Genomic DNA, 26,443 nt, shown 5'->3' with positions numbered 1-26,443 from the left:
GTTTGGCGAAGCCAACCACAGCGAGAGGAGGTGCAGCGAAGCAAACCGTAGGCGCTGCGCCCGGATCGATCCCGCAGCGAAGGAACCCCGAGCCCCAGCGAGCGGGCCGCACGTAGGAGCAAGCCTTTTTGGTTACTTTTTCGGCGTCTGGAAAAAGTGACCCGCCGTAAGGGCGGAACCCTAAGCCGTCATCACCCAAAAAACGGATATACACCCAAAACCCCAAGAACATGGTCGGCCCAGAGGCCGCCAAGACAACCCCAAGCCAGAAATGTTAGCGTGCTTGGTATCAAGCCCGAACAAGAGCCAACAACGATGAAAAAGACTGTCCTGGCCTTCAGCCGCATCACCCCGCCCATGATCGAACGCCTGCAACAAGAATTCGACGTCATCGTCCCCAACCCAAAGAACGGCGACATCAACGCCCAATTCAACGAAGCCCTGCCCCACGCCCATGGCCTCATCGGCGTCGGCCGCAAACTCGGCCGCGCACAACTGGAAAACGCCGCAAAACTCGAAGTGGTCTCAAGCGTCTCCGTCGGCTACGACAACTACGACCTCGACTACTTCAACGAACGCGGGATCATGCTCACCAACACCCCGGATGTGCTCACCGAAAGCACCGCCGACCTCGCCTTCGCCCTGATCATGAGCAGCGCCCGCCGCGTCGCCGAACTCGACGCCTGGACCAAGGCCGGGCAATGGCAAGCCAGCGTCGGCGCCCCGCTGTTCGGTTGCGACGTCCACGGCAAAACCCTCGGCATCGTCGGCATGGGCAACATCGGCGCTGCCGTCGCTCGTCGTGGCCGCTTCGGTTTCAACATGCCGATCATCTACAGCGGCAACAGCCGCAAGACCGACCTGGAACAAGAACTCGGCGCACAATTTCGCAGCCTCGATCAACTGCTCGCCGAAGCCGATTTCGTCTGCCTGGTCGTGCCACTCAGCGACAAGACCCGCCACCTGATCAGCCACCGCGAACTGGCCCTGATGAAGCCAGATGCAATCCTCGTCAACATCTCTCGCGGTCCGGTAGTCGACGAACCCGCACTGATCGAAGCCCTGCAAAACAAGCGCATTCGTGGCGCCGGCCTCGACGTCTACGAAAAAGAACCGCTGGCCGAGTCGCCGCTGTTCCAGCTCAGCAATGCCGTGACCCTGCCGCACATCGGCTCGGCGACGAATGAAACCCGAGAAGCCATGGCCAATCGTGCACTGGCCAACCTGCGTAGCGCCCTGCTCGGCGAACGCCCGCAGGATCTGGTCAACCCGCAAGTCTGGCGCGGATAAAAAACACGGGCAAGTGCGCTATCGCACTTGCCCGTTAGTTATGCCTTACACAACTTGAAATTGAACAACAAAGCCAATTAAACAACAGCATTATAAGCTCTGCCTGCCTGTCGAATAATCGACAAACGCTATGGAGAGCCAACACCTTGAACACCCTGACCACCGAAAAACTTATTCGTTACAGCAAAGTCATATTGATGGCTTACATCAGCTTCTTTGGCGTGCTGGTGATGATCCACAACTTTACCGACTACAACTCAAACTACACCTATGTGGCTCATATCCTGAGTATGGACACCACCACTGCCAGTGAAACCATCAAGTACCGAGCCATTGAATCACCGATGATCCATCACCGGATCTACTGGTTCATCATAACGCTGGAAGTCACGTATACCGTGCTGTGCCTGATAGGCACGTATCAGCTATACCGCCACATAAATGCGTCCGCAGAAGTATTCCACGAGGCAAAAAAGTTCTCGATCATGGGCATACTGGCGGCCATCTTCATTTATTACGTGTGCCTGCAAACTGTGGGAGTGGAATGGTTTGATATGGACACTTCGCAATCATGGAATGCCAAGGACTGGGCGCGACATATCGTTGATTTCATCTTCCCGGTGATGATTTACATCACCTTGAAAGTCGAGCGCTGAAGTTCAGCGCTCGTTTATTTCAAGCCAACTTTCCCTGCACTGGCGTTACCACCACTTTCGGTTTACGAAACACCAGCACATTACCCAGCATCACCAATACCAGACCGACCAGCGCTGGCGCTGTCCACTGATAACCTTCGGCAAACGCCGAGACGTTCAGCGCCACCACTGGAAACAACACCGTGCAGTAAGCCGCCCGCTCCGGCCCCATGCGCCCGACCAGTGTCAGATACGCGGTGAACCCGATCACCGAACCAGGGATTACCAAATACAGCAACGCACCGACGTAACGCGGGCTCCAATCCATGTCGAACGGAATACCTTTGACCAGGCACCACACCGACAACATCGCCGCGCCATAGGCCATGCCCCAGGCGTTGGTGGTCAGCGGCTTGAGACCGGCCTTCTGTTGCAGACTCGAGAGCATATTGCCCGCCGAGAAACACAAGGTGCCACACAACGCCAGCCCGAGACCGAGCAAGGTTTGCTGGCTGGCTTGATGCCCGGCCAATTCCGGCCAGAACAACATGCCCAGGCCGAACAACCCAAGTGCACCGCCCATCAGCACATTGCGCGCAATGCGCTGACCGAAAAACACCCGCGCATTCAGCGCATTCCAAAGGGTGGCGGTAGAGAACACCACCGCGACCAGGCCGCTGGGGATCCACTGACTGGCGGTCAGGAAGCACATGAAATTGACGCAGAACAAACACAACCCTTGAGCCACGCAGATCAAATGCCCACGGCGGTTCATCGGTTGCAGCCGGCGACTGAGCAGCAACAACGCAAACAGCACCAGCGCGGCGAGGCCGAAGCGATAGACGATCGACACCGGAATCGCCACCACGCCCAGTTGCCATTTCAGGGCAATCCACGTCGTGCCCCAGATCAGCACGGTCAGCAAATACAACGACAGGTTCATGGCACACACTCCTCGATAGGCCTTGAGTATCTGCCCACGCTCGCTCTGCGCACTTGCAGAATCTTGCGCTTTTGTCTGGCGGCAGGCTGGCAGCGCGGCGCCTACGGAGTAGGATGCAAGGCGTTGAAGAGAACCGACCATGGCCGCCATCGATACACTGCAAGTCTTTCAAGCGTTGAACAGCTCGCCGAATGCGCGCCTGGTGCACAGCGCCGAGCTTGGAGACGGCTTGTCTGCCGCTTTGTGGACCAACCACCACGATGCGCAGGATTATGAAGCGCCGAGCCACCACACCCTGTCCTGCTACATCGCCGGTGGCACCGGCACATTCCGTCGCGATCAACCCGGTCAAAAAGGCGGGCCGGACAAGCTGTGCATCCTGCCGGCCGATCATGAATCGGGCTGGGTGATCAACGGTGATATCCGCTTGGCGCACCTGTATTTCAGCGCCGAACAATTTGCCCTTGGTTGCGTCACGCTGCTTGATCGCGAACCGCGCGAGATGCAGTTGCGCGAGCAGACCTTTCTCGAAGATCCGCAACAGGCTCAACGCTTCCGGCAGTTGCTGACGCTGAACTGGGACGAACCCGCCGAGCGCTTGCTGACCAGCAGCCTCGCCCATGAATTGATCAGCCACACTTTGCTCAGTCAGGTCGGCGCACGTCAGGGTTTGCGTTTGAAGGGCGGGCTCGCACCGCATCAGCGTCGGCAATTGGTGGAGTTCATCGACACTCAGTTGGCCGAGCCGATCAGCCTCGGACAACTGGCCGGGTTGTGCGCGCTGTCGGAATACCACTTTGCGCGGATGTTCCGGACGAGTTTCGGCTTACCGCCGCATCAATACGTGCTGGCGCGGCGCTTGAGTCGGGCACGGGAGTTGTTGCGCGGGACGGCGTTGCCGTTGGGCGAGATTGCGCTGGCGTGCGGGTTTGCCAGCGCGAGTCATTTCACTAATCGGTTCAAGCAGGTTTTGGGCGGGACGCCGGGGGAGTATCGGCAGGCGTTTTTGCGTTGAGCCCTTCTTCCCTCACCCCAGCCCTCCCGAAACGTCGGACCGCCCAGAGGGAGAGGGGGCCGACCGAGGTGTCTGGCGTTGTACATCGACCTGAATGACCGAGTCGATTATGGATTCGGTAAAGATCGATCACGTCGGCGCAGTTCTCCAATATCCCCCAATCAGTCCCCTCTCCCTCGGGGAGAGGGTTAGGGTGAGGGGCTTTTGATCTTGCCCTAGAACTCCAAAGTGCTCGACAGCGAAACCTGCCGCGAATCCCCCATCGACACAAAGAACCGGCTCGCCGCCGAGGTGTAGTACGTGCGATCAAACAGGTTCTTCACATTCAGCTGAAACTTGACCTTCTGCCCTTCGACTTTGGTGTCGTAAGTGGCAAACGCATCGGCCACGGTGTAGCTCGGCAGATCAAAATCATTCACCGCGTTACCCGCGCGCTCACCGACATAACGCGCCCCGGCGCCGACGCGCAACTGGTCACCACCGATCACGCTGCCGAAGTCATACACCGCCGACAACGAGCCGGAATTCTTTGCCACGTTCTGCAAGCGCTTGCCTTTGTAGTCCGGGTCTTCGGTCACTTCGGCATCGGTATAGGCGTAGCTGCCGATCATGCTCCAGTGGTGGCTCAACTGACCGGTCAGGTCCATTTCCAGCCCCCGCGAACGCACCTCACCGGCCGCACTGTAAATCGTCGTCGGGCCTTCGGAATTGGCCACCAGCACATTGCGTTTCTTGATGTCGAACAACGCGATGTTGCCGGTGACACGCCCCGGCATGTCCAGCCGCGCACCGAGCTCCCACGACTTGGCTTCTTCCGGCGCGATGCTGCCGTCGAGCACGGTGCTGCTGCCGCTCAGTGGGGCGATGGTGGAGTTGGGTTTGAACGATTCGGTGTAGCTGCCGTAGAACGACAAGGCGTCGATGTAGCGATACACCAGACCGGCGCGCGGCACCCATTTCTGGCCGTTGCTGTCGGTGTTGGCTTTGAACGGCACGCCTTTGCCGGCGTACTGGTCGTACTCCTGAAAGCGTCCGCCGGCGACCAGAATCCACTGCTCGTTAAGGTGAATCGAGTCCTGCATGAACACCGAATCGCTGCGCAGTTCATCGGTCTGCGCGCTGTCGGGGGCGCTGACGGTCGTGCCGGCGACTTCGCGCCCGTACACCGGATTGAGGTAGCTGAACGTGGTCAGGCTTTTCTGCCGGATCAAGTCCTCGCGGTAGATCTTGCGGTACTCGTCATCGACGCCGAACACCAGATCATGCTGCATACCCAGCACGTTGACCTTGCCTTCGAGGCTGGCGGTGGTGAACCGGTCGGTGCTGATCGCATTCTGGGTGCCGTCCATGCTGCGGGTCAGCGTGCCTTTTTTGGTGTCGATAGCGGTCACGCGGACCTGGCTGGCGTCGTAGGTTTCGCGGTTCCAGCTGTAGCCGAAGTGCGCTTTCCAGTCGTCGTTGATTTCGTGATCGGCTTCAAAGTGATACAGGTCCGAGCGGCCTTCCATGTTGTTGAACGGCTCGTCCAGACGCTCCTTGCGCGAGATGTCCAGCGGGTGATTGGTGCGCGGATCGATCAGCGTGCCACGGTCGAACGGCGTAAGAAATTCGCGGTGCTCGTAGGCGAACAACAGCTTGGTGCTTTCGCCGAACCAGGCCAGCGACGGGGCGATCAGGGTTTCACGGTGGGTGCCGAAGTTGCGCCAGTAATCTTCGTCTTCGTGGTCGAGCACCATGCGATAGGCCAGCCCGGAATCGCCCAGCGGGCCGGTGCTGTCGAAGGTGCCGCCGCTGCCATTCTTGCCGTCGCCGTAGGTCGAGCCGCGCAGGGTCAACGCATTGTATTGCGTCAGCTCAGGCTTCTTGCTGACCAGGTTGACCACGCCGCCCGGGTCTTGAATGCCGTACAGCAACGAGGCCGGGCCTTTGAGCACTTCAACACGATCGACGGTGGCGTTCATGCCGCGCCCCTGCACGATCGGCATGCCGTCGCGCATGATCGAGCCGTTGCGGTTGTCACCGAAACCGCGCGTCATCACCGAATCCTGAGTGCTGCCCAAGGTGTTGCCCTGGGTGATGCCGCTGACATTAGCCAGTGCATCATCCAGATTGCGCGGCGCCTGATCGCGGATGACCTGCGCTGGGATGACGTTGACGGTCTGCGGGATTTCCTGAAGCGAAGCTGATGAACGCATCACCGAACTGGTTGGCGGTGGTTGATAGCTCATCGACTCGTCGCGCGTCGAGGTGATGGTGGTGGCGCCGAGGGTCAACGCGCCTTCGGTGGGTTTGGGTTCCAGCGCCAGCGTGTGGCTATCGGTGCGGCGGAAGTTGAGGCCAGAGCCACTGAGCAAGCGTTGCAGTGCCTGTTCGGCACTCATCTGGCCATTGACTGCCGGCGCGGTGAGGCCGTACGGCGCTTCGTCGGTGTAGACCACGCTTTGCCCGGTGACGCGGCTGAAGTCGCTCAAGGCTTGCGGCAGCGGTTTGGCGGCCAGGGAAAAATTGAACTGTTTTTGCGCCTGGCTGCTGCCGGTTTCGGCGGCCAGAGACACGCTTATCGGCAGCAATGCCAATGCCGAAAAACTCAATGCCGACACGCTTAACCACTGTTTGACCGAACCCGATTTTGCCCTGGACTTCATGACTCAATGACCTGTGTAGAACCGCAACGGATGCGAATGACTCGCAGTTTCAGTCACTACACGGATGGGGTTCGGGTTTACCTCACCACAAATCTGAAAATATTTTTGCAGATCAAAAGATCGCAGCCTTCGGCAGCTCCTACATTGGAATGGGATCCCTGTAGGAGCTGCCGAAGGCTGCGATCTTTTGACTTTGCCTCAACGCAAAATTATCAGATGCCCCAACACCTGATGCTGCTCAAACCCCAACACCCCTTGCAGGGAACTGAGCACCGCTTGCGGATCCTTGCTCGGAAAACTGCCACTGACCTTGCGCGCCGCCAGCTCATCGTTGAGCAGCACAATCCGCCCCGGGTAATAGCGCCGCAGATCCTGCACCACATCGGCCAGCGTCGACTTGTAGTAAGTCAGCCAGCCCTGACGCCAGGCAAGTTGCGCTTCGCTGTCCACCGCGTGAAGCTTTTGCGCTGTGCCTTGGCCGTAAGCAACCTGCTGGCCAGCGGTGAGAATCTGCTGTTCGCCGTCGCGATCCGCCGTCACGCCAACGCGCCCGGACAACACCGTGACCTGCGCGCCATGCGGTTGCAGTCGCACTTCGAACTGCGTCCCGAGCACGCGCGCCTCGCCCTTTTCGGCCTCGACCACAAACGGCTCGCCGGTGTGCGTAACCGTGAAAAACCCGGCACCACGACGCAGCTGAACATGCCGCTCGCCACGGCTGAAATCCACGGCAATCGCACTGTCGGCATCCAGCGTTACTTGCGATTGATCAGCCAAGGTCACGGTGCGAATTTCTCCCGGCGCTGAAACGTAATCCGCGCCCAGATCATCGATCCAGCGCTGCGGCTGCCAGCCGGTGCCGAGGCTGACCATCAGCAACAGACACGCGGCCATTGCCAGCGCCCCCGACCAACGCAAAAGCTGCGGACGGCGCGGGCGATCCATCGCGTCGAGATAGCCCTGCAACGCCAAAGCCTCTTCATCGGCCAGCATTTGCGCCGGGCTTTCGCTCAGTTCCCAGAGCACCTGCGCCTGCGCGTAAGCCTCGGCATGCGCTGGATCAGCCCGTAGCCACTGGCTGAAGGTCAATTGATCGCCCGCGCTCGGCCGGTCATGCAACAGGCTCAGCCAGGCAAAAGCGGCCTGCTCCTGAGCAAGCGTCGGGGTGACGGAATCGGATGGTTTCACGGTGCTTTCCCTGGCAGGCGTGGCGCGGGGTCGCGCAGGCTGGCCTTGCAGGCCTCGAGGGCGCGCATCATATGTTTTTCCACGGCACTTTGGGACAGGCCCATGGCTTTGGCGATTTCCGCGTACTTGCGGCCGTGGATACGATTGAGCAAAAAGATTTGCCGGGTGCGCTCGGGCAAAGCGCGCAACGCCGCTTCGACATGCTTCAGATCATTGCCCGCTTCCAGCGCCGCTTGCGGTTCGCTGCCGTGGCTGTCCGGCGCGTCCGGTTGCCAGCCCTCGTTGACGCGCGTGCGCGTGCCTTCGCTGCGCAGATGATCGATGGCGATGTTGCCAGCGCAGCGCAGCAGATAGGTGCTGAGCTCTTCGACCTGCACCAACGGCCGCCGCCAGAACCGCAAAAACAGATCCTGCACCAGGTCCGCCGCCGTCGCCCGACAACCGACACGACGGTTCACCAGCGCCTCCATTTGCGAACGCTGAGACAGGAACACCTGGAGAAAATGCGCACGCGCCCCGCGCGGCTCGTCGTCGCGGGATTCAGGTGGCAGACCGATCAGCACTTCAGCACTGCGCCCATGCGGCGACCGGGCTGGCCAGCAGACTGACACCGGCCAGTGCCAATGCGAAGCGCGGGCGATACGGCAGCAGCAATACCAACGCCAGAGCGCTGAGCATCAGCACGGCGAACCAGTCGACCAGGCCGAAGCTCCAGCCATCGGCAGAAACGGCAGCCCACAGCGACAAGCCCAACAAAAACCACCCGGCCAGTTTCAGGCCCTGACGGCGACGCGTGGAAGGTTTGCGGCCGAGTAGTTCATCGTGGTGTCGAGGCATCGACAGGCACAACGCGGTGAATCCGGCGTAGGTGAGCAACAGGGCCAGCAGCATCAGTTAACCCCTTGCTCAAGAGTGATCGACCGTGGCGTTTCGCGACGTGGCTTTTTTACGCTGACCGTGTTGCCGGCGCGCTGCATTTTCCATGCAGCCCAGGCGAGGAAAAAACCTGTTGCGAGGCACGTCAGATCAAAACCGGCCAACGCCCAATCGCGTTGCAGCAAAACAACGCCGATATTCCAAGGGGTGGTCAGGGCATTGATCAGCGGCACCGCAACAAACAGTGCAGCGCCCAAAACAAGCTGTTCAACCCAGGCTTTGCGCCCCGGTCGTAACACCGCGTGCAGCACGCTCAAGCCCCAAGCGATGAAGAACGCGTTCACTTCCCAATCTGCGCGTCCGGCGAGATTCACCGGCAACAGACGATTGGCCAGGAAGAACACCGCGACCGCCGACACCAGCCCGGCCATGCTGGCGATGTTCAGTACTTCCACCAGCCGCAGTTCGAACGGCATCACGCCGCTCTTGGCGTGTTTAAGTTGACGCTTGCCTAGCCAGATCACCAGCCCGGTGCCGATCATCGCGGTGCCGGCCAATCCGCAAATGAAATACAGCCAACGCAAGAGCGGCCCGGCAAAGTGGCCCATGTGCAAACCATAGAACGCGCCACCCACCGCCATCGCCACCGGCTGCTCCGGTGTGCTGCCGAGCATCTGCCCGGTCGCACCGTTGAAGGTCACGGCGCGGCCGAAATCATGCACCACGCGATCACCAGCGCGCGACAGCACCACGGTGGCATTGGCATCTCCGGGATTATTCACGGACAGACGCGCCGTATGGCCGCCAGACCATTGCTCGCTGGCCTTGCTCAACAGCGGCGCCATGGCCGCCAACGGTGCCTCGATGTTGGCGCGTTCCAGGGTCTTCGACGCCGGGAAAACTTCGTCATAAAACGTGCGCACGTCACTGCCATACGACGCGACGATGCTCGCCGGCATGACCATCGACATGAAAATCACCAGGCTGCTGTAGGTGATCATCAAGTGAAACGGCAGCACCAGCACACCCACCGCGTTATGCCCGTCGAGCCAGGAGCGCTGGCCCTTGCGCGGGCGGAAGGTGAAGAAGTCCTTGAAGATTTTCTTGTGGGTGATGATCCCGCTGATCAGGGCGACAAACATCACCATCGCGGCAATGGTCGCCAGCCAACGGCCCCACGGATAAGGCATTTGCAACTGGAAGTGAAAACGGTAGAAGAACTCGCCGCCCATGCTTGCGCGGCCCTGTACTTCGGCGCCGGTTTGCGCGTCGAGGGTTTTCGATTCAAAGCGCCCGCGCTCGCCGGGATTGGCCGGCGCTTGTTGCCAACGCACGGTCAGGCCGGGATCTCGGGCATCAGGCAAATCGATCAGCCAGCGTGAAGCGCCCGCCGCGTGTTGCTGCAGATAATCCTGGGCCAGCGTCAGGCTGGTCTCGGCGCTCACCGACCGCGCGGGGATCTCCGGCTGCATCCAGTGGCTGATTTCATCTTTGAAATACGCCAGCGTCCCGGTCAGAAAAATCGCGAACAGCAACCAGCCGAACAGCAGTCCGGTCCAGGTGTGCAGCCAGGCCATCGCCTGACGAAAGCCCTCTTTCATGCCAGCCCCAGCCCACGCGCCGCACCGGAGATGGTCGCCAGAATCACGCTCGGCACCAGCAAGCCAACCCAGGCCGACCACGCCGTGCGACAGGCAAAACACCAAAGCACCGCCACCAGATAGACCAGAAAGGAAATGGTCATGCCGGTCACCACCGCTTCGGCTCGGCTCAACGGCAGCCACAGCGTCAGGGTGACACTGGCCAGCGCCGCGACGAGATAGCCGCCAAATACCGCGGCCAGCACCCGTGAGGTGACGGCCAGACGATAGGACATGGGAAGTGTGGCGAGTTTGCCTTTCATGTTTCGACCCTGAAACGAAAAACGTCCGACCGATAAGCCGAACCTTGAGGCGAACAATATTAATGATAAATATTCTCATACGCAAAAGCATCTGATTGCCGGTTGAGCATTTCGCCCCCTACAATGCGAACAGTTCTTGTTCTCTAACGTACTCTCTACCGCGTCAAAAAAGCGCCCGGAGTCCACCGTTGTCGTCCGTCCATCCCGTCGAATCGCTCTATCAGGCTCATCACAGCTGGCTTACCGGCTGGTTGCGGCGCAAGCTCGGCTGCCCGGACAGCGCGGCGGATCTGGCCCAGGACACCTTCATCAAAGTGCTGACCGCCCGCGAGGCGCCAGTGATCATCGAGCCACGCGCCTTTCTGACGACGTTGGCCAAGCGGGTCCTGTTCAATCATTACCGCCGTCAGGATCTGGAGCGCGCCTACCTCGACACACTGGCGCAGATGCCGGAAATGGTCGCGCCGTCGGAAGAAGACAAGGCGATCATCCTGCAAACCCTGATGGAACTGGATGAGTTGCTCGACGGTTTGCCGCGTCAGGTCAAACGCGCTTTTTTGCTGGCGCAGGTCGATGGCCTGACCTATCCACAGATCGCCGCCGAACTCGGCATCTCAGTGGCCACGGTCAAGCGGCATCTGAATAAAGCGGCGATGCGCTGCTACTTCGCCCTATGAACCGCACACCGGATTTCTCCTCACAGGTGGCGGAACAGGCCGTGCAATGGTTGATGGAAATGCAGCAAGGCACGCTCTCGCCGCGCCAGCAAAACGCCTGGCAACAATGGCTGGACGCGCACAGCGAGCACCGGCGGGCGTGGGAGCATATTCAGCGGGTCAACCAGCGCTTGCGCGGTGTGTCTTCACCACTGGCGCACGCGGCGTTGAACGGGCCGAAGTCCGGCAGTCGTCGTCAGGCACTGAAACTGCTGCTGATTCTCGGCGCCGGCTCGGCGGTCACCTGGGGCATGCGTGAGCACAATCCATTGCCGTCGCTGCTCGCCGATTTCCGCAGCCCGATCGGGCAACGGCGCAAGGTGGCACTGGGTGCCGGCGATCAGTTGCAACTCAACACAGCCAGCGCAGTGGATGTCGACACTTCGGCGCGACTGATCCGCTTGCTCGAAGGTGAAATCCTCCTGACTGCCGCGCAATCCTTTGAGGTGCACACGGCTCAGGGCCTTTTGAAATCTCAGGGCGCACGCCTCAATGTGCGCCAGTTTGCCGATCGCACGCAGGTCGCGCTGTTCGAGGGTCGCGTCGAACTGAGCAGCAATGGACGCACGCCGATGTTGCTGCCGCTCGCGCGTCAGTTGAGTTTTACTTCGACATCTGTCAGCGAAGCCAAACCGCTGAACGCCAACAGCGGGGCCTGGGCCGACGGCATGCTAGTGGCGGCGCACATGCGTCTCGGCGATTTTCTCGATGAGCTCGGCCGCTATCGTCGCGGCCAGCTCAATTGCGCCAGGAACGTCGCCGACCTGCTGATTTCCGGAACTTACCCACTGGACGACAGCGAGCGGATTCTCGATCTGCTGGAAATCAGTTTGCCGGTGAAGGTGAAGCGCTTTACTCGCTACTGGGTGAGCGTCGAAGCACGGGTTTAAGGAGCAAGATCAGAAGATCGTCCGATCGCGGCCCGAGCCTTCGGCAGCTCCTACAGGAGATATGCATTCCACATGTAGGAGCTGCCGAAGGCTGCGATCTTTTGATTTAAAAATAAATGAGCCGTTTTTCAGATCTGGCGTGACAGAGAAGGAAAGCCCCCTTGATTCAACCTTCTCAGGATCATTCACATGCACCCCACCCGCCTCACGCCACTGGCCCGCAGCCTGCGCAATCTCGTCCTCGGCGCCAGTCTGAGTTTCAGCGCCCTGCCCGCCGCAGTGGCTGCCGATGCCAAGGCCTATCACATCGCGCCGTCGTCGCTGGAGAACGCCCTCAACCAGTTTGGTCGCGAAGCAGGCGTGTTGATTTCATTCGGTTCGCAAGTCACCAACGGTGTGCAAAGTCGGGGTCTGGAAGGCAGCTACACCGCAGAACAAGGTTTGAATGCGCTGCTCGAAGGCACCGGTCTGCAAGCACGCGCCGAGGGCAACAATGCGTTCAGCCTGCAACCGGTGGCGGATGCCGCGCTGGAGCTGGACACGTCGAAAGTCGTCGGTGACTGGCTCGGCGACGCTGCGCAAATCAATGTGTTTGAACATCCCGGTGCCCGTGATGTGATCCGTCGCGAAGAGTTCGAACGTCAGGGCGCAACGCAGGCCCGTGATGTGCTCAACCGTATCCCCGGCGTCAACGCCCCGGAAAACAACGGCACCGGCAGCCACGACATGGCGCTGAACTTCGGCATTCGTGGCTTGAACCCGCGACTGGCCGCACGCTCGACCGTGTTGATGGACGGCATTCCTGTGCCGTTCGCGCCTTATGGTCAACCGCAGTTATCGTTCGCGCCAATCAGCATGGGCAACATGGATGCCGTGGACGTGGTGCGCGGCGGTGGCGCCGTGCGTTACGGCCCGCAGAACGTCGGTGGTGTGGTCAACTTCGTGACCCGGGCGATTCCCGACGAGCCAACGGTCAAGGGTGGCTTCCAGACGGAAACCAGCCCATCGTCGAGCCACGACGGTTTCAAGACCAGCGCCAATCTACTGGCCGGCGGCACTAACGCCAATGGCCTAGGCGGTGCGTTGCTGTATTCCGGAACCCGTGGTGGTGACTGGCGTGAACACAGCGACACCGAGATTGACGACCTGATTCTCAAGGGCAAATACCAGCTCGACGAAGCCAACAGCTTCAACGCCATGGCCCAGTATTACGAAGGCAAGGCTGACATGCCCGGCGGTTTGAACGTTGCCGACTACGACGCAGATCCGTACCAGTCGACCCGCCCGAAAGACCAGTTCTGGGGCCGCCGCACGATGTTCAACTTCGGCTATCGCTATCAGGAAGATCGCCGCGAGTTCACCGCCAACACGTTCTTCACCAAGACCCTGCGCAGCGGTTATCTCGATCAGGGCACATTCCTCTCGCTGTCACCGCGCGAGTATTGGGTGCGCGGTCTGGAAACCCGTTTCGCCCAAGGCTTCGACCTCGGCCCGACCAGCCATGAAGTCGGCGTCGGCTACCGCTACATCAACGAGGCTGGTCACGAACTGCGCTATCGCACGCCGATCAGCAGCAACGAATACCCGACCACCAGCAGCCGCAATGACCGCGACACCCGTGGCGGCACCGAAGCCAATGCGTTCTTTGTTGATGACCGCATCGACATCGGCAAATGGACGATCACCCCGGGCGTGCGCTACGAGATGATCGAGTCGCAACAGACCAACAACCTGACCAACGTCAAATACAAGGGTGACTACAACACCGCGCTGCCGGCGTTGAACGTGCTTTATCACCTGACTGACAGCTGGAACCTCTACGCCAACACCGAAGGCTCGTTCGGCAGCGTGCAATACAGCCAGATGCCCAACCGCGTAACCAGCGGCGAAGTGAAACCGGAAAAGGCGCGCACCTGGGAACTCGGCACGCGCTATGACAACGGTGCGTTGCGTGCGGAAATCGGCGCGTTCCTGATCAACTTCGACAACCAGTACGAAAGTAACCAGACCAACGATTCGGTGATTGCCCGTGGCGAAACCCGCCATCAAGGGATCGAGACCAGCGTCAATTACGCGCTGGATGACTTGAGCCCGGCGCTCGCCGGTTTCGATATCTACGCCACTTACGCTTATGTTGACGCGACCATCCGCGAAGACGGACCGAACAAGGGCAATCGCGTACCGTTCTCGTCGAAACACAAAGGCACGATTGGCGTCGGCTACACCGAAGGCCCGTGGAAGCTGAATCTGGATAGCAGCTTCCAGAGCGACCAGTTCGCCGATAACGCCAACACCTCGAAAGAAAGTGCTGACGGCAGCACTGGCAAGATCCCGGGCTACATGCTGTTCAGCAGCCGCGCCGGGTATGACTTCGGACCGCAGTTGTCGGATCTGAATGTAGCGGTGGGCGTGAAAAACATCTTCAACACGCAGTACTTCACACGTTCGTTTGATGACAACAACAAGGGCAAATATGTGGGTGAGCCGCGGACGGTTTATGTGCAGACTTCAGTAGCGTTCTGAGGATTGAAAAGCCCCTCATCGGAACGCCGCCCACCTAGCCCTCCCGAAACGTCGGACCGCCCATAGGGAGAGGGGATTGATCGTGGGATGCTTGCGAGGTACGTCGACCTGATTCTGCTCTGCCGAATCCATAATCGACTCGACCTGAAACTGCTTTGCCGAATCCATAATCGACTCGGTCTTTCAGGTCGATGTAGCCCGCAAGACACCTCGGTCGGCCCCCTCTCCCTATGGGCGGTCCGACGTTTCGGGAGGGCTGGGGTGAGGGTTCTCGGCTACAGTGAAATATCCAACCAACTTCACAAGGATCGTGAAGCATGCAAACCCGCCCCACCCTCGCCCAATTCGCTCGCCAGTTACGCATCAATCAAACTGACTGCGAGCATCTGCTCTGGCAAAAACTCCGCTCTCGCCAAATAGCCCATCTGAAATTTCGCCGGCAGTTTCCCTGCCCACCTTACGTGCTGGATTTTTACTGTGCCGAGCTGAAATTGGCGATCGAGCTGGACGGTGGTCAGCACTATGAAACACCGGGACTGATTCATGATCAGCGCCGGACTCACTATCTGAATCAAAAGGGGATTGAAATTGTGCGTTTCAGTAATCTTGAGGTGATCCAGCAGATGGACGATGTGCTAGAGCAGATCATAAGAATTGCGGCGAATCGAAAAATGCCCTCACCCTAACCCTCTCCCAGAGGGAGAGGGGACTGATTGCGGGATGCTTGAGAAATACGCCGACCTGATTCTGCTTAATCGAATCCATAATCGACTCGATCACAGGTCGATATACCTCTTCAGACACCTCGATCGGCCTTCTCCCGGAGAGAGGGGGACTGATTGCGGGATGCTTGAGAAATACGCCGACCTGATTCTGCTTAATCGAATCCATAATCGACTCGGTCTTCCAGGTCGATGCACCCCGCGATACCCCTCGGTCGACCCCCCTCTCCCGGAGGGAGAGGGCTGGGGTGAGGGGCCGCGATCTTGTGCCCTGCGCAAAAATTGCCACAAACAAAAACGGGCCTGCTTTCGCAGGCCCGTTCTCATTGGTTGGCTTATAAAATCAGCGTATCAACTGTTGATCGCTGCCTGTTCGTTCTCGTCAAACTCTTCCGCCAACAGCTTGTCATTGGCCTTGCCGGTGAATGGCACCACAGCGGCGCGGGGTTTACCTCGCAGTTTGCCAAACAGGTGCTCCAGTGCGTGCTCGAGTTTTTCGGCAGCGCCGTCGATCGCGAGCTCCAGCGAATCGGCCTTATGGGTCACGGAAATCGGTTGATGGCCTTTTGGCCGCGCTTCCAGCTGGCAGCGCAAGTCATGGGGACCTGGTTTGTCACCGTTCTCGTCGCTCAGGTGGACTTCGACACGGGTCAGGTCTTCTTCATAACGTTCGAGCGTGCTCTCAATGGTTGTACGTACCCACTCCTCCAGTCGTTGACTACTTTGAATATGGTTATCGCTGTTGACTTGGATTTGCATAGTTCATCCCTTATTTCAGCTAGCTCGTGAGAGGCCTTGAGTTGAATTTCCTGACCTCCTGGTTACAACAATCGGCCCGACCGGCGAACATTTCAACCCCTGAAAAAAGATAAATATTCATTCGCAAAAAAAGCCGGACAACCGGGCAAAGCACTGGTAAGGTCGGGAGTTGGGTCGCCTCGCAATGCTGCAAAATTTGCTCACAATTGCCCGTCGTTCAACGGGTGCAAACTGCGAAATATCCCCGCCTCTTCTACCAGCCAATCATGCACCGCACGCACCCCCGGATGGCTCAACGCCCCTGGCGCGTACAGCAACACGTAGCGTTTGTGATTCGGTACCGACAGGCCAAACGGCACAATCAACGTCCCTCGCTCCAGCTCATCGTTGAGCAATGTGCGTCGTGCGATTGCCACGCCCATGCCGGCAATCGCCGCTTCGATGGTCAGGTGATTGCGATTGAAGGTGTGCCCGCGCCGTACGTCGGCGCCTTCAAAACCGATCGCGTTTAAATAAAACTCCCACTCCGCGTATTCATAACTGCCGCGCCACGCAGTGATGTCATGCAGCAACGGGAAATGCACCAGATCTGCCGGCCCGTGCAACGGCGGACGCCCGCGCAACAAACTCGGCGCACACACCGGGAAAATCTGCTCGTCAAGCAAAGCTGTGGATAACAATCCCGGGTAACTGCCGTCGTTCAGATCGATCGCCAGATCAAAGTCGCCCTCGTGCAACGGCACGCTGCTGTCCTCGGCGACGAGCCGCAGCTGAATGTCCGGATAGCGCTGTTGCAGGCGTGGCAGACGCGGCGTCAGCCACTTGCTGAGGAACGACGGAATCGAGCGCACACGCAAAATCCCGCTGATCATCCCAGCGTCCAGTCGACGCAATTCTGCATCAATGCTGCCATACGCCTCATTGACGGTAATCGCCAACCGCTGCCCCTCTGCACTCAATTCCACACCGCGCGCGCGCCGATGAAACAGACGAAAACCGAGGCGTTCTTCCAGTTGCCGAATCTGCTGACTGACCGCCCCCGGGGTGATGTGCAGTTCCTCGGCACACCGGGTGAACGACAAGTGCCGTGCGGCACAGGAGAACACCTGTAGCCAGACATAGGTCTGGGCATGCAATTGACGACTCATCGTTTAGTCCTGCTAAAGGCTTACTTAGGAAGTTTCGTTAGTCACGTAGGACCGAGGTAGGCAGTATCGCCGACATTGCGCTCGTCCTACAAAAAATGGCAGCGATTCCTACTCCATTGCTTGTAAGGGTTTAGCATGGCTATCAGTGTTTTCGATCTATTCAAAGTCGGCATCGGCCCGTCCAGTTCCCACACTGTGGGCCCGATGCGGGCGGCAGCGACCTTCGCTCAAGCGCTGATTGATCAGCATTTTTTGAACGATGTGCGTCGTGTGGAAATCCGTTTGTACGGTTCGCTGTCGGCCACTGGTGTCGGTCACGCCACTGACCGCGCAACGGTGATGGGCCTGATGGGCGAATGGCCGGACAGCATCGATCCGGCGACCATCGATCCCCGCATTCAGCAACTGCGCGAGACAGGCCAACTGTCCCTCGCCGGGCAAAGAGAAATTGCCTTCAACTGGCAGCGCGATCTCCTGTTGCTGGATGAGAGCCTGCCCTACCACCCCAACGCCATGTCGCTGACAGCCTTTGGCGAAACCGCCGAGTTGTTCGAGCAGACGTACTACTCGGTTGGCGGCGGCTTCATTATCGAAGCAGCCGAGGCTGAGTCCGGCGTAGCGCCGGCCGGCGACGTGGTGTTGCCGTACGATTTCTCCAGCGCCGCCGAACTGCTGTCACTGTGCAAACAGCACAACCTGCGCGTGTCCGAACTGATGATGGCCAACGAACGCGCCTGGCGTAGCGACGCGGAAATCCGCCAAGGTCTGCTGCACATCTGGTCGGTAATGCGCGAGTGCGTCGAACAAGGCCTGCGCCACGAAGGCATCCTGCCCGGTGGTTTGAATGTGCCGCGTCGTGCAGCGAAACTGCATCGCAGCCTGCTGGAGATCGGCAAGCCGAACGTGATCAGTTCGACGCTGTCGGCGATGGAATGGGTCAACCTGTTCGCCCTCGCCGTCAACGAAGAGAACGCGGCCGGCGGGCGCATGGTCACCGCGCCGACCAACGGTGCAGCCGGGATCATTCCCGCCGTTCTGCACTACTACATGAAATTCAATCCGGACGCGTCTGAAGATGATGTCGTCGCTTTCTTCCTCGGTGCGGCCGCCGTCGGCATTTTGTGCAAGAAAAATGCTTCGATCTCCGGCGCCGAAGTCGGCTGTCAGGGTGAAGTCGGTTCGGCCTGTGCGATGGCTGCCGCCGGCCTTGCCGATGTACTCGGCGCCACCCCGGAACAATTGGAAAACGCTGCCGAAATCGGCCTGGAACACAACCTCGGCCTGACCTGCGACCCGGTTGGCGGCCTCGTACAGGTGCCCTGCATCGAGCGCAACGCCATCGCCGCCGTGAAAGCCATCAACGCCACACAAATGGCCCTGCGCGGCGACGGCAAGCACTTCATTTCCCTCGACCGGGTGATCCGCACCATGCGCGACACCGGCGCCGACATGCACGACAAATACAAAGAGACTTCACGGGGCGGCCTGGCCGTGAGCTGGGTGGAATGCTGAGGCGCCTTCCCTGACCGCCCCGGCAGACCGCACCCGACGGTCTGCCAACCGTGAGCCCGAGCAAAAATAATAACGAGGCGATACCGATGACCGATGTACGTACACCTGCTGCCGAAAATCCCGCTTTAGACCGTACACGCAATACAGAAACAGCCCACAAGGGCTGGAGCAAATTCGACACCACCTGGATGCTTGGGCTGTACGGCACCGCCATCGGTGCCGGGACGTTGTTCCTGCCAATCAACGCCGGTGTCGGCGGTTTCTGGCCGTTGCTGATTCTCGCGGTACTGGCCTTCCCCATGACGTTTTTTGCCCACCGTGGCCTGACTCGCTTCGTGCTGTCCGGGCGCTCCGGGGACATCACCGAAGTGGTCGAAGAACACTTCGGCATCGGTGCCGGCAAGCTGATCACGTTGCTGTATTTCTTTGCGATCTTTCCGATTCTGCTGGTGTACAGCGTGGCGCTGACCAACACCCTGAGCAGTTTCCTCGAACACCAACTGCACATCGCCCCGCCGCCACGGGCGATTCTCTCACTGGGTCTGATTCTCGGTTTGATGGCGATCGTGCGCTGCGGTCAAAGCGTCATCGTCAAAGCCATGAGCGTGCTGGTTTATCCCTTTGTTGCGGCATTGCTGCTGCTCGCGCTCAGCCTGATTCCGAACTGGAATGGTGCTTTTTTCGCCAGCGCCCAGGAAGCCATGCCAATGTCCACTTTCTTCAAGACAATGTGGCTGGCGATTCCGGTGATGGTGTTCTCGTTCAACCATTCGCCGATCATCTCCGCGTTCGCGGTTGATCAGAAACAACGCTACGGCGAGCAGGCCGAACGCAAAAGCAGCGGCATTCTCGCGGTGGCCCACGGCATGATGGTCGTCACGGTGATGTTCTTCTGCTTCAGTTGTGTGCTGGCGCTTTCACCGGCGGATCTCGCGGCAGCCAAGGCACAGAACATTTCGATCCTGTCGTACCTGGCCAACCACTTCCAGACCCCGGTCATCGCTTACGCAGCGCCGCTGATTGCGCTGGTGGCAATCACCAAATCCTTCCTCGGCCACTACATCGGTGCCAGCGAAGGTTTCCAGGGCATGATCGTGAAAAGCCTGCGCAGCCGCGGCCGTGTCATGTCAGCGAGCTGGCTGAACCGCGCGACCGCCGTGTTCATGATCCTCAGCTGCTGGGCCGTGGCGACCTTCAACCCAAGTATCCTCGGCATGATCGAAACCCTCGGCGGGCCGGTGATTGCCTGCCTGTTGTTCCTGATGCCAATGTACGCCATCCGCCGTGTACCAGCCTTGCGCCAGTATTCGGGCCAGGCATCAAACGTGTTTGTGGTGTTGATCGGCCTGATTGCACTGTCAGCGATCATCTACTCGGTTCTGCCCTGAAAACGCACCATAAAAAAAGGCGAGCCAAGCGGTTCGCCTTTTTTATGCCCGTGTTCATTGTTCGACAATTTTCCCGGCACAGCCCTTGCAAACTCCCCCTGTAGGAGCTGTCGAGAGAAACGAGGCTGCGATCTTTTGACCTTCATGACCGAAATCAAAACATTGAAGATCAAAAGATTGCAGCCTTCGGCAGCTCCTACATGAGTAACCAGGACAGGACACGGAATGGCCGGTGATCCGGTTTGGCGAACCAACCCGATCACGGCCGGTCAACAACTGCACGTTCAATCAGGCGGTGACGCATCATGGACAATCCTTTTCAGATCATTACCGATGCCTTCGCGCCGGACTATCAGATCAATCTGAGCATTCAGGGCCTGGACGGCAGCATCATGCTGACCCTGTCGAACAGCGGCCACATCGTGGCCAAACGCATGATCAGCGCCGAGCAGCGCAATGACCCTGCGCGCCTCAAGCGCCTGGTGCAAAGCATTCAATTCGGCATCGCAATCGAACAGGGCCACAGCGCCATGGCGATTCTCGAAGCGATGACCAGCGGCGACGGACTGACCCCGCCACCGCCACGCGTCATCGGCCAGCCCGGACAAGCGGCCGGGCTTTAAAGCTCGCCCTTCTCGACTTCCGGATGCTCGCTGGAACCGGCGCCAAGTTTGCGCTGCGGTTTCTCGATCTTCACCGAAGGAAATTGTGACGAGGCGTAACGCACCACCAGAATCGAGAACGCCAGCAGCAGAATCCCGCCGCACAGGTAGATGATGCCCATGTCCGGCGGGTTGTGGTGCGAGACATTGGAGATCAGCAAACGGGTCAGCGCGGTGATCGCCACGTAGATCAGAAAGCGCACCGGCATGTGGTTGGTCTTGAAGTAAATCCCGACCATCGCACCCAGTTCGAGATAGATGAACAGCAACAGAATGTCATCGATCTTGATGTGGCCTTCCTCGAGCATCCCGAGAAACTCCATCACCGCCGCCCACGCCGTCACCGCACCGATGGCAAACAGCGCCAGATAGTGGAAGGTCTCGACGAACAGGTTGCCCAGGGACTCGGCCAGTTGATGCACGTTCTGCCGCAGTTTCTCGGCCCAGTTGATTTTCACGATGATGTTCCTTAGCTCGAATGCGAGCGGATGATGCGTGTTGGACGTGACGGTTTCTGCACGCCTGTTTTCATGCAGAAGCTTTCATGCAGAAACGAGGCCACGCCATCATGGCGAGCACCGGCAAAACCCGCGCCGTGGCGTTTGGTCGCACCGCCACTGCTTTCGTCGGCAGACAAACCCTGAATCCGGTCTACATTAAAAAGCCACTACCCAAAGCGCAGAGTTTCGCTTATTCTTTTGGCTGTATATAGATACAGTACTCTCAAGCAAACCTGCCGATGCAAACGCAAGAAATTTTGCGCGACGGCAGTTGCAGCGCTCATGGCCAACGGTGAGCAATTGTTGTTTGAAAGTGAAAAAACGGGGACGACTCCCCTCAATACTGCACCTGATGACGAGGCCAAAAATGGCTGTTGAAACCCTGTATCGCAGTACCCGCGACTTGGAGACTACATTCGTGGATCGTAAGCTAGCTGATGCACACGACCAAATGCTCGAACTGGCAGAGTCATTGACTGAAGTTCTGCTCAAGAACGTAGTGGGTCTGACCGAGAAGCAGGCTGAAGACGCCAGTATCTACATGGCGAAAAATCGAGCGGTGTTCGCGGCTGCTTTCAAAAATAATGCGGGGGCTTTGACAGAGCTCACTCAGTTGAATGGCGAGGCAAACTGACTCTTTTTATCGAATCAGATTTTTCGGCAGGCCATTTCTTCATGCTCTGGCGCACGTTAGGGCCGCTCTTATTGAGCGGCCAACGAGCGCGACGGGAAACAACAGATACGCGTCTACAGGTGAAACGCCCGTTGAATGTACATCCTGCTCTCCTTACCGGACCGGCTTGCAGTTCAATGCAAGAAGCAGACGGTAATTGAAGCATTCTCGCCTGCCACTCGGTCTCCACCTCAAATCACAGAAAAGTCCTATCCCCACGAACTCTTGGATAACATTTTTGCGGTATCGAATACTTTATTGCCTATCACTGTGCGGCGGAACTCGATAATTCTCTGCGTTTCAGCGTCGGAGAAAGACTCGGCAAAATCGGCGCAAGACTCTATCAATTCGTTCGACTTCGAGAAAGCCGGCGAGTTATCCAGCGTAGATCCGAAAGCAGTAAAGACGTCTCTCAAGAACTCAACCAACTCTACAAACTTATCTTGCAAGGAATCAACCCCGCTTGATTTATAAACAAGCTCAGTATACCGCGCCACTATGCCATCGTAATCCGAAGGCAGTTTTTGCAAATATGTCAAAAGCCACTTACGGCGAAAATTCGTATTGAAGTGCAAATGCGTCAGCGCCTGCATCTGCACAGTTACGTACTCACGTGCTAAATCATAAGCGCGTAAAATGTCTCCCGACATATACACCCCGGCAATATCCTTGAAGTCCTCATAGGACCCCGCCAGAGAATTGAATCGCATAAAGCAATAAGACGGCAGATGAAAAGAATCGACTAAAGACGCCAGATGCTCATGACCTACAAGCGGAGTTGCCGTCACAATATTATGTACTAGCCTGGATGCCTTGAATGAAGGAATATTCATCCCGGGAGACAATCCGAACCGAGCCGATTCGAAAGAGTTCCGATTCACGCCTTTGATAAGACAATCTATCTCTTCGGCAGTCCAGTATTCCACTTCTATATTTAATTCATATTCGGGCAAATAGTCATAGGTCGACACAGATTTTCCGGAGAATGAATCCACACTTGAAAACTCTCGCACAAGATCGTGACTTGCCTCGAACTCCGTTGATAGTTGCAGCTTGTTTTTTTTGAGAACATACACATCAAGATCAGACAGCAGGTTCCCTATACCTTCAATCAGAGATCCTGACAAAAAAATCAAGTCGCCTTCTTCGTAGGAGATTAAACGAAGAATTTCCAGGACGGGTATGGAAACTTCCTTTCCGATAACACTTATCTCGATCAGTTCACTGCACCAGGCCTCGGTAAAGCAATCAACTCCAACGACTTCCGTAGGCATCCCAGGCCTCCTGACTTGTGAACTCTTCACCCAGTTTGTAGTACGAAAACAATTCCTGAGGAGTGAAGACCAGTTCAATCTGAGCGTTAGCGTCTTCTACGCTGTCAGCACGATGAATGACATCGGCACCGGTCCACAAGGCGAAAGACTTCCTTATGGAATTGGTAGTATCCAGTTCCGGCGATCGTGAAGGTCCGGATATATCAAATGCGGACTTCACGGCTTGATGTCCTTCCAGTACCAATGCAACAGAAGGCCCTGAGTTCATTAACGCGTAAAATTGATCGTGAAAAACCTTGCCTTTGATAGAAGGATAAAGACCGTAAAAAATATCGTCGGTCATCTGGATCATTTTCATCGCAACAAACTTGAAACCACACGATTCAAATCTAGACACGATATTTCCGACCAGCCCCCGGTGTACAGCATCGGGCTTTACAAGAATAAAAGTGCGATTTCGAGACATATGAAAAACCTCTAAAATTCAAGAAAACTGATGGGCGATATTATTCAGAATTCTGACAATTTCGGAAATGGATGACTGACTAATTTCCGGATGCACTGGAATGGTTGCACAAGATCTGATGCACTCAATGGCGTTCGGCAAATCCAGTTCACTCGCATGAAACAGTTCTTTTTTGTATTGAGCAGCACCATAAGTATTAAAGTCGGTGAGCAGTCCGGCACGTTGCATTTGTTCTTGAATTTTTTCAGGCTCGCCGGCAACAGGATATAAAGCCAGCAAATAATAGTTTGGTTTACTGCCTGCAGATGTCTGTAGTTCTTTCCAGAACCCGCCTTCGACGCCCTTCAATATCTGCGCGGCGGTTTCCGTACGTAGCAAAATCTGCTGTTGGGCACTTTCTATACGAGAAATGCCAAGAGCTGCCTGTAACCCCGAAAGTTTATAATTGGGCCCATACTCAAACCCCTTCATACCACCGAGTCGAGAAAACTTCTTCAAGCGCTCTGCATCATGAGGACTTTTACACAAAATGAACCCACCCTCCCCCGTGGAGAGCAGTTTCCTATCATGGGTAGAAAAACATCCGAAATCGGCAATGGTGCCGACTTTGCTACCACCGTCAATTGTCAAAAATGACTGTGCAGCATCTTCAATCGTCTTGATTCCTTTCGACCGACAAAAATCGATGGCTTCCTTGCAGTCGGCAGAGTATCCCCACAACGGCAGGAGTATCGCTGCTTTCGTATTTTTAGTTATTGCGTCAGCAAGGGTGTCGACATGTATGCGCAGGGAGTGAATATCCTGGGTGTCGACGAATACCGGTTTTGCACCTACAGCCAAGACAGGCAGTATCGTCGGGATAGGAGCAACACCAGGCACCAGCACTTCATCACCCGGCCCCACTCCACTAGCGACCAATGCTGCGTGCAGTGCTGCAGAACCAGAACTGACGGCTACGCAGTTGAGCCCGTCGAACAACGCCGATAAATGTTCTTCATAACGGCGAACCACCTCGGCGTTCCCCGCCAACTGACGTTGTTCGAGAGCCGCTGACAACTCGACAAGATCTCTGAAAGATGGAGGCGTCAGGTATTTTTCTTGGATGCTCATTAAAAATCCCTTTGTTGACACCGTGGACTGGCATCGTGATTAACACATCTATTGATTAGTGGCGTAGAAACGCAGCAACCAGCGGCGCCTGGCAATCATGCTGTCCATGTTTGGAGCTGCAGCACGGCCATGGACGGCTCTGTGATTATTGATCAGCAACAGGTCGCCCGGATTTAACTTCAGGTTAAATTCGGCCGTGGGCAAAACCCTCTTGAACTCGGTTAGCGCACTTTCGGCCTCAGAACTCAACGCCCTGACCCCTGAATGGCTGAATCTGACTAATTCACTTCCATCGCGACCCATTACTACCAAGGGTCTAGCAACAGTGTGGAGATCAAAATCAACAGGCATTTTCCAACTAGCCTGTATACCAATGAGAAATTCCGGCTTTTGCATTTGCAGCCAGGTTTTTTTTGACAGCCGACGTTTTAATTCACTCAACGTGTAAAGAGTCGTAGAAACGCCGGCGGGATTTCGAATACAAAAGAGTCCGATAACTTCCGGAATTATCAATTGGTTTGTGGCAGATTCGTGAGGCAAATGAAGGAAGGCTCCATCGGTATGCCCCCTCAACGCAGTCATCGACTTATGATCACTCCTTGCAGGGGTGATGTGCGTGAAAGCATGACCGTCATTTTCATAAGCCATGACGATGGGCTGTACAGAATGCGATTTAAGCCGTTCGCTAAGCCCTTCGAATAGTCGATGTAATAACGGCATTCCATCCAGAAGGTTTTCATATGAAGGATAGCAATCGATCAATCTGTAACTTGAATCAAAACGCGGAAGCAAAGCGTAGCCGACGTGCTTGAGCTGTAGCTCCACGTCCATTTTTGTTATTACAGTCATCCTGACGTACCAACTATGGGAAATTTGATACCCAATCCAAGTAGCAAATACAATCGATTTATACAGTATTCCAAGATAACGATGCACATCCATGTGCTTAATCCTGTCCTTCAATCAACCTTTGAAAGGGCGATTGAGTTATGCCTTGGCTGCAACACCGCCGCCATGACCACCGCCGCTGCTGAGGAAGGTAGTGGAGGCACTTACTGCTTTCTGTTCTTTGTCGGTCAGTACACGAATGGTCGCGTTCATAATATAGTCCTTTAGTTATTTAACGTCCGAAGTGGATTCACTTCCCAATCCAAGCTAGAGACCATTACCAAAGCTGTCAATAACTTTCTGAAATATTCAGAAATATTTTTGAATTTAAAAATTAAATTTGACTAAGATTCCCCAATGGCATGAGCATGGCCCTCATCGCGAATACTGGATGATTACGCAAAATATAAATAGCAGCTTGCGTTTATTAGACTTTCGCCATTCACACTGAAGCCACTTTCGCACTTTTCAGGGCTTTTCCAGCCCATTCTGCACCTATGCCACGGAAGGTATAAAATGCTCACTTCACTGCCTCTGCCATGCCTGCGCCATCTTCAGATCATATTTAGACAACACGTCAAAAACATGCGCCCAGCAAGTACGACATCCAAAATCTTCCAGTATGCGACCCGCCAGTCAATATAAGCACTGCTCTTATATTGACTGGCGGGTCGCCGTGCTTAAAGACTACTGACCCATGCCTCCAGGAATCAGCCC

At 56.9% G+C, this 26,443-nt stretch carries 26 protein-coding genes; 11 read left to right on the top strand and 15 right to left on the bottom strand.

All coding sequences use genetic code 11. The features are described 5' to 3' along the window. Positions 1–315 precede the first annotated feature (315 nt). Complete coding sequence (locus FGA82_RS20560) at positions 316–1,290, top strand: 2-hydroxyacid dehydrogenase (protein ID WP_141128503.1); 975 nt, start codon at positions 316–318, stop codon at positions 1,288–1,290. A 146-nt stretch (positions 1,291–1,436) separates the two neighbouring features. Continuing rightward, complete coding sequence (locus FGA82_RS20555; RefSeq protein ID WP_141128502.1) at positions 1,437–1,946, top strand: DUF2165 family protein; 510 nt, start codon at positions 1,437–1,439, stop codon at positions 1,944–1,946. Positions 1,947–1,965: 19 nt separating this feature from the next. Here FGA82_RS20555 and FGA82_RS20550 read toward each other — a convergent pair whose 3' ends face one another. Further along, on the bottom strand, positions 1,966–2,868 hold the full coding sequence (locus FGA82_RS20550; protein ID WP_141128501.1) for a DMT family transporter: 903 nt from the start codon (positions 2,866–2,868) through the stop codon (positions 1,966–1,968). Positions 2,869–3,007: 139 nt separating this feature from the next. Here FGA82_RS20550 and FGA82_RS20545 point away from each other — a divergent pair, with 139 nt between their 5' ends. Next, positions 3,008–3,883 carry an AraC family transcriptional regulator gene (locus FGA82_RS20545; RefSeq protein WP_141128500.1) on the top strand — a complete coding sequence of 292 codons (876 nt, stop codon included), beginning with the start codon at positions 3,008–3,010 and terminating at the stop codon, positions 3,881–3,883. Between the two features lie 215 nt (positions 3,884–4,098). Here FGA82_RS20545 and FGA82_RS20535 read toward each other — a convergent pair whose 3' ends face one another. The 6 genes from FGA82_RS20535 to FGA82_RS20510 form a co-directional block, all read right to left on the bottom strand. Continuing rightward, the gene (locus FGA82_RS20535; protein WP_141128498.1) at positions 4,099–6,528 is read right to left on the bottom strand and encodes a TonB-dependent siderophore receptor; all 2,430 of its coding nucleotides are present in this window, start codon (positions 6,526–6,528) and stop codon (positions 4,099–4,101) included. A 198-nt stretch (positions 6,529–6,726) separates the two neighbouring features. Further along, the gene (locus FGA82_RS20530; protein ID WP_141128497.1) at positions 6,727–7,716 is read right to left on the bottom strand and encodes a FecR family protein; all 990 of its coding nucleotides are present in this window, start codon (positions 7,714–7,716) and stop codon (positions 6,727–6,729) included. After that, a complete protein-coding gene (locus FGA82_RS20525; protein WP_141128496.1) occupies positions 7,713–8,279 on the bottom strand; it encodes an RNA polymerase sigma factor in 567 nt (188 codons plus the stop codon). The genes FGA82_RS20530 and FGA82_RS20525 overlap by 4 nt, the downstream gene beginning before the upstream one ends. Position 8,280: 1 nt before the next feature. Continuing rightward, positions 8,281–8,607, bottom strand: coding sequence for a DUF3325 domain-containing protein (locus FGA82_RS20520; RefSeq protein ID WP_141128495.1), 327 nt, complete (start codon positions 8,605–8,607; stop codon positions 8,281–8,283). Continuing rightward, complete coding sequence (locus FGA82_RS20515; RefSeq protein ID WP_141128494.1) at positions 8,607–10,193, bottom strand: PepSY-associated TM helix domain-containing protein; 1,587 nt, start codon at positions 10,191–10,193, stop codon at positions 8,607–8,609. Before FGA82_RS20515 ends, FGA82_RS20520 begins: the two co-directional genes overlap by 1 nt. Beyond that, on the bottom strand, positions 10,190–10,495 hold the full coding sequence (locus tag FGA82_RS20510; protein ID WP_016986986.1) for a DUF3649 domain-containing protein: 306 nt from the start codon (positions 10,493–10,495) through the stop codon (positions 10,190–10,192). The genes FGA82_RS20515 and FGA82_RS20510 overlap by 4 nt, the downstream gene beginning before the upstream one ends. Before the next feature lie 188 nt (positions 10,496–10,683). Here FGA82_RS20510 and FGA82_RS20505 point away from each other — a divergent pair, with 188 nt between their 5' ends. The 4 genes from FGA82_RS20505 to FGA82_RS20490 all read left to right on the top strand — a co-directional run bounded on the left by FGA82_RS20505 (position 10,684) and on the right by FGA82_RS20490 (position 15,310). Next, the gene (locus tag FGA82_RS20505; RefSeq protein ID WP_141128493.1) at positions 10,684–11,172 is read left to right on the top strand and encodes a sigma-70 family RNA polymerase sigma factor; all 489 of its coding nucleotides are present in this window, start codon (positions 10,684–10,686) and stop codon (positions 11,170–11,172) included. Continuing rightward, the gene (locus FGA82_RS20500; RefSeq protein ID WP_141128492.1) at positions 11,169–12,101 is read left to right on the top strand and encodes a DUF4880 domain-containing protein; all 933 of its coding nucleotides are present in this window, start codon (positions 11,169–11,171) and stop codon (positions 12,099–12,101) included. Before FGA82_RS20505 ends, FGA82_RS20500 begins: the two co-directional genes overlap by 4 nt. A gap of 189 nt (positions 12,102–12,290) precedes the next feature. Then, positions 12,291–14,624, top strand: a complete 2,334-nt coding sequence (gene fecA / locus FGA82_RS20495) for a TonB-dependent Fe(3+) dicitrate receptor FecA (RefSeq protein WP_141128491.1) — start codon at positions 12,291–12,293, stop codon at positions 14,622–14,624. Between the two features lie 317 nt (positions 14,625–14,941). After that, positions 14,942–15,310 (top strand): endonuclease domain-containing protein, encoded by a 369-nt coding sequence (locus tag FGA82_RS20490; protein ID WP_141128490.1) that lies wholly within the window; start codon positions 14,942–14,944, stop codon positions 15,308–15,310. Between the two features lie 387 nt (positions 15,311–15,697). On the opposite strand, the gene FGA82_RS20485 is transcribed toward FGA82_RS20490, so the two are convergent. Further along, entirely contained in the window at positions 15,698–16,105 is a 408-nt protein-coding gene (locus FGA82_RS20485) for an HPF/RaiA family ribosome-associated protein (protein WP_130910818.1), read from the bottom strand. A gap of 200 nt (positions 16,106–16,305) precedes the next feature. Next, positions 16,306–17,253, bottom strand: a complete 948-nt coding sequence (locus FGA82_RS20480) for a LysR substrate-binding domain-containing protein (RefSeq protein ID WP_007914183.1) — start codon at positions 17,251–17,253, stop codon at positions 16,306–16,308. Between the two features lie 135 nt (positions 17,254–17,388). Here FGA82_RS20480 and FGA82_RS20475 point away from each other — a divergent pair, with 135 nt between their 5' ends. The 3 genes from FGA82_RS20475 (at position 17,389) to FGA82_RS20465 (ending at position 20,776) form a co-directional block, all read left to right on the top strand. Further along, positions 17,389–18,765 carry an L-serine ammonia-lyase gene (locus tag FGA82_RS20475; protein ID WP_141128489.1) on the top strand — a complete coding sequence of 459 codons (1,377 nt, stop codon included), beginning with the start codon at positions 17,389–17,391 and terminating at the stop codon, positions 18,763–18,765. 86 nt (positions 18,766–18,851) lie between these two features. Further along, complete coding sequence (locus FGA82_RS20470; protein WP_141128488.1) at positions 18,852–20,153, top strand: serine/threonine transporter; 1,302 nt, start codon at positions 18,852–18,854, stop codon at positions 20,151–20,153. A gap of 305 nt (positions 20,154–20,458) precedes the next feature. Beyond that, complete coding sequence (locus FGA82_RS20465; RefSeq protein WP_141128487.1) at positions 20,459–20,776, top strand: DUF3509 domain-containing protein; 318 nt, start codon at positions 20,459–20,461, stop codon at positions 20,774–20,776. On the opposite strand, the gene FGA82_RS20460 is transcribed toward FGA82_RS20465, so the two are convergent. Together FGA82_RS20460 and FGA82_RS32150 are read right to left on the bottom strand one after the other, a co-directional pair. Continuing rightward, a complete protein-coding gene (locus FGA82_RS20460) occupies positions 20,773–21,273 on the bottom strand; it encodes a phosphate-starvation-inducible protein PsiE (RefSeq protein WP_026000737.1) in 501 nt (166 codons plus the stop codon). The genes FGA82_RS20465 and FGA82_RS20460 overlap by 4 nt on opposite strands. Before the next feature lie 11 nt (positions 21,274–21,284). After that, a complete protein-coding gene (locus FGA82_RS32150) occupies positions 21,285–21,452 on the bottom strand; it encodes a hypothetical protein (RefSeq protein ID WP_171057317.1) in 168 nt (55 codons plus the stop codon). Between the two features lie 230 nt (positions 21,453–21,682). Here FGA82_RS32150 and FGA82_RS20455 point away from each other — a divergent pair, with 230 nt between their 5' ends. Beyond that, a complete protein-coding gene (locus FGA82_RS20455; protein WP_141128486.1) occupies positions 21,683–21,949 on the top strand; it encodes a YebG family protein in 267 nt (88 codons plus the stop codon). Between the two features lie 248 nt (positions 21,950–22,197). On the opposite strand, the gene FGA82_RS20450 is transcribed toward FGA82_RS20455, so the two are convergent. The 4 genes from FGA82_RS20450 to FGA82_RS20435 are packed head-to-tail and all read right to left on the bottom strand — an operon-like array spanning position 22,198 to position 25,780. Then, positions 22,198–23,262: a hypothetical protein gene (locus FGA82_RS20450; protein WP_141128485.1), complete on the bottom strand. Its 1,065-nt coding sequence runs from the start codon at positions 23,260–23,262 to the stop codon at positions 22,198–22,200. Beyond that, entirely contained in the window at positions 23,237–23,728 is a 492-nt protein-coding gene (locus FGA82_RS20445; RefSeq protein ID WP_141128484.1) for a nucleoside-diphosphate kinase, read from the bottom strand. The genes FGA82_RS20450 and FGA82_RS20445 overlap by 26 nt, the downstream gene beginning before the upstream one ends. A gap of 18 nt (positions 23,729–23,746) precedes the next feature. Then, entirely contained in the window at positions 23,747–24,838 is a 1,092-nt protein-coding gene (locus tag FGA82_RS20440; protein ID WP_141128483.1) for a DegT/DnrJ/EryC1/StrS family aminotransferase, read from the bottom strand. 48 nt (positions 24,839–24,886) lie between these two features. After that, positions 24,887–25,780, bottom strand: a complete 894-nt coding sequence (locus FGA82_RS20435; protein ID WP_141128482.1) for a TauD/TfdA family dioxygenase — start codon at positions 25,778–25,780, stop codon at positions 24,887–24,889. Between the last annotated feature and the right edge of the window lie 663 nt (positions 25,781–26,443).

This window comes from Pseudomonas fluorescens (assembly GCF_005938625.1).
GTDB classification, from domain to species: domain Bacteria; phylum Pseudomonadota; class Gammaproteobacteria; order Pseudomonadales; family Pseudomonadaceae; genus Aquipseudomonas; species Aquipseudomonas fluorescens_BD.
The sequence above is the reverse complement of the archived record's forward strand: the minus strand, read 5'-3'. Positions and strand labels throughout refer to the sequence as shown.

Excerpts from the sequence above, each read along its gene's own strand:
- FGA82_RS20435 (WP_141128482.1), bottom strand. The coding sequence starts at position 25,780 with ATGGATGTGCATCGTTATCTTGGAATACTGTATAAATCGATTGTATTT.
- FGA82_RS20465 (WP_141128487.1), top strand. The coding sequence starts at position 20,459 with ATGGACAATCCTTTTCAGATCATTACCGATGCCTTCGCGCCGGACTAT.
- FGA82_RS20560 (WP_141128503.1), top strand. The coding sequence starts at position 316 with ATGAAAAAGACTGTCCTGGCCTTCAGCCGCATCACCCCGCCCATGATC.
- FGA82_RS20510 (WP_016986986.1), bottom strand. The coding sequence starts at position 10,495 with ATGAAAGGCAAACTCGCCACACTTCCCATGTCCTATCGTCTGGCCGTC.
- FGA82_RS20475 (WP_141128489.1), top strand. The coding sequence starts at position 17,389 with ATGGCTATCAGTGTTTTCGATCTATTCAAAGTCGGCATCGGCCCGTCC.
- FGA82_RS20535 (WP_141128498.1), bottom strand. The coding sequence starts at position 6,528 with ATGAAGTCCAGGGCAAAATCGGGTTCGGTCAAACAGTGGTTAAGCGTG.
- FGA82_RS20450 (WP_141128485.1), bottom strand. The coding sequence starts at position 23,262 with ATGCCTACGGAAGTCGTTGGAGTTGATTGCTTTACCGAGGCCTGGTGC.
- FGA82_RS20550 (WP_141128501.1), bottom strand. The coding sequence starts at position 2,868 with ATGAACCTGTCGTTGTATTTGCTGACCGTGCTGATCTGGGGCACGACG.
- FGA82_RS20500 (WP_141128492.1), top strand. The coding sequence starts at position 11,169 with ATGAACCGCACACCGGATTTCTCCTCACAGGTGGCGGAACAGGCCGTG.
- FGA82_RS20455 (WP_141128486.1), top strand. The coding sequence starts at position 21,683 with ATGGCTGTTGAAACCCTGTATCGCAGTACCCGCGACTTGGAGACTACA.
- FGA82_RS20545 (WP_141128500.1), top strand. The coding sequence starts at position 3,008 with ATGGCCGCCATCGATACACTGCAAGTCTTTCAAGCGTTGAACAGCTCG.
- FGA82_RS20440 (WP_141128483.1), bottom strand. The coding sequence starts at position 24,838 with ATGAGCATCCAAGAAAAATACCTGACGCCTCCATCTTTCAGAGATCTT.
- FGA82_RS20520 (WP_141128495.1), bottom strand. The coding sequence starts at position 8,607 with ATGCTGCTGGCCCTGTTGCTCACCTACGCCGGATTCACCGCGTTGTGC.
- FGA82_RS20480 (WP_007914183.1), bottom strand. The coding sequence starts at position 17,253 with ATGAGTCGTCAATTGCATGCCCAGACCTATGTCTGGCTACAGGTGTTC.
- FGA82_RS20470 (WP_141128488.1), top strand. The coding sequence starts at position 18,852 with ATGACCGATGTACGTACACCTGCTGCCGAAAATCCCGCTTTAGACCGT.
- fecA (WP_141128491.1), top strand. The coding sequence starts at position 12,291 with ATGCACCCCACCCGCCTCACGCCACTGGCCCGCAGCCTGCGCAATCTC.
- FGA82_RS20485 (WP_130910818.1), bottom strand. The coding sequence starts at position 16,105 with ATGCAAATCCAAGTCAACAGCGATAACCATATTCAAAGTAGTCAACGA.
- FGA82_RS20490 (WP_141128490.1), top strand. The coding sequence starts at position 14,942 with ATGCAAACCCGCCCCACCCTCGCCCAATTCGCTCGCCAGTTACGCATC.
- FGA82_RS20515 (WP_141128494.1), bottom strand. The coding sequence starts at position 10,193 with ATGAAAGAGGGCTTTCGTCAGGCGATGGCCTGGCTGCACACCTGGACC.
- FGA82_RS20445 (WP_141128484.1), bottom strand. The coding sequence starts at position 23,728 with ATGTCTCGAAATCGCACTTTTATTCTTGTAAAGCCCGATGCTGTACAC.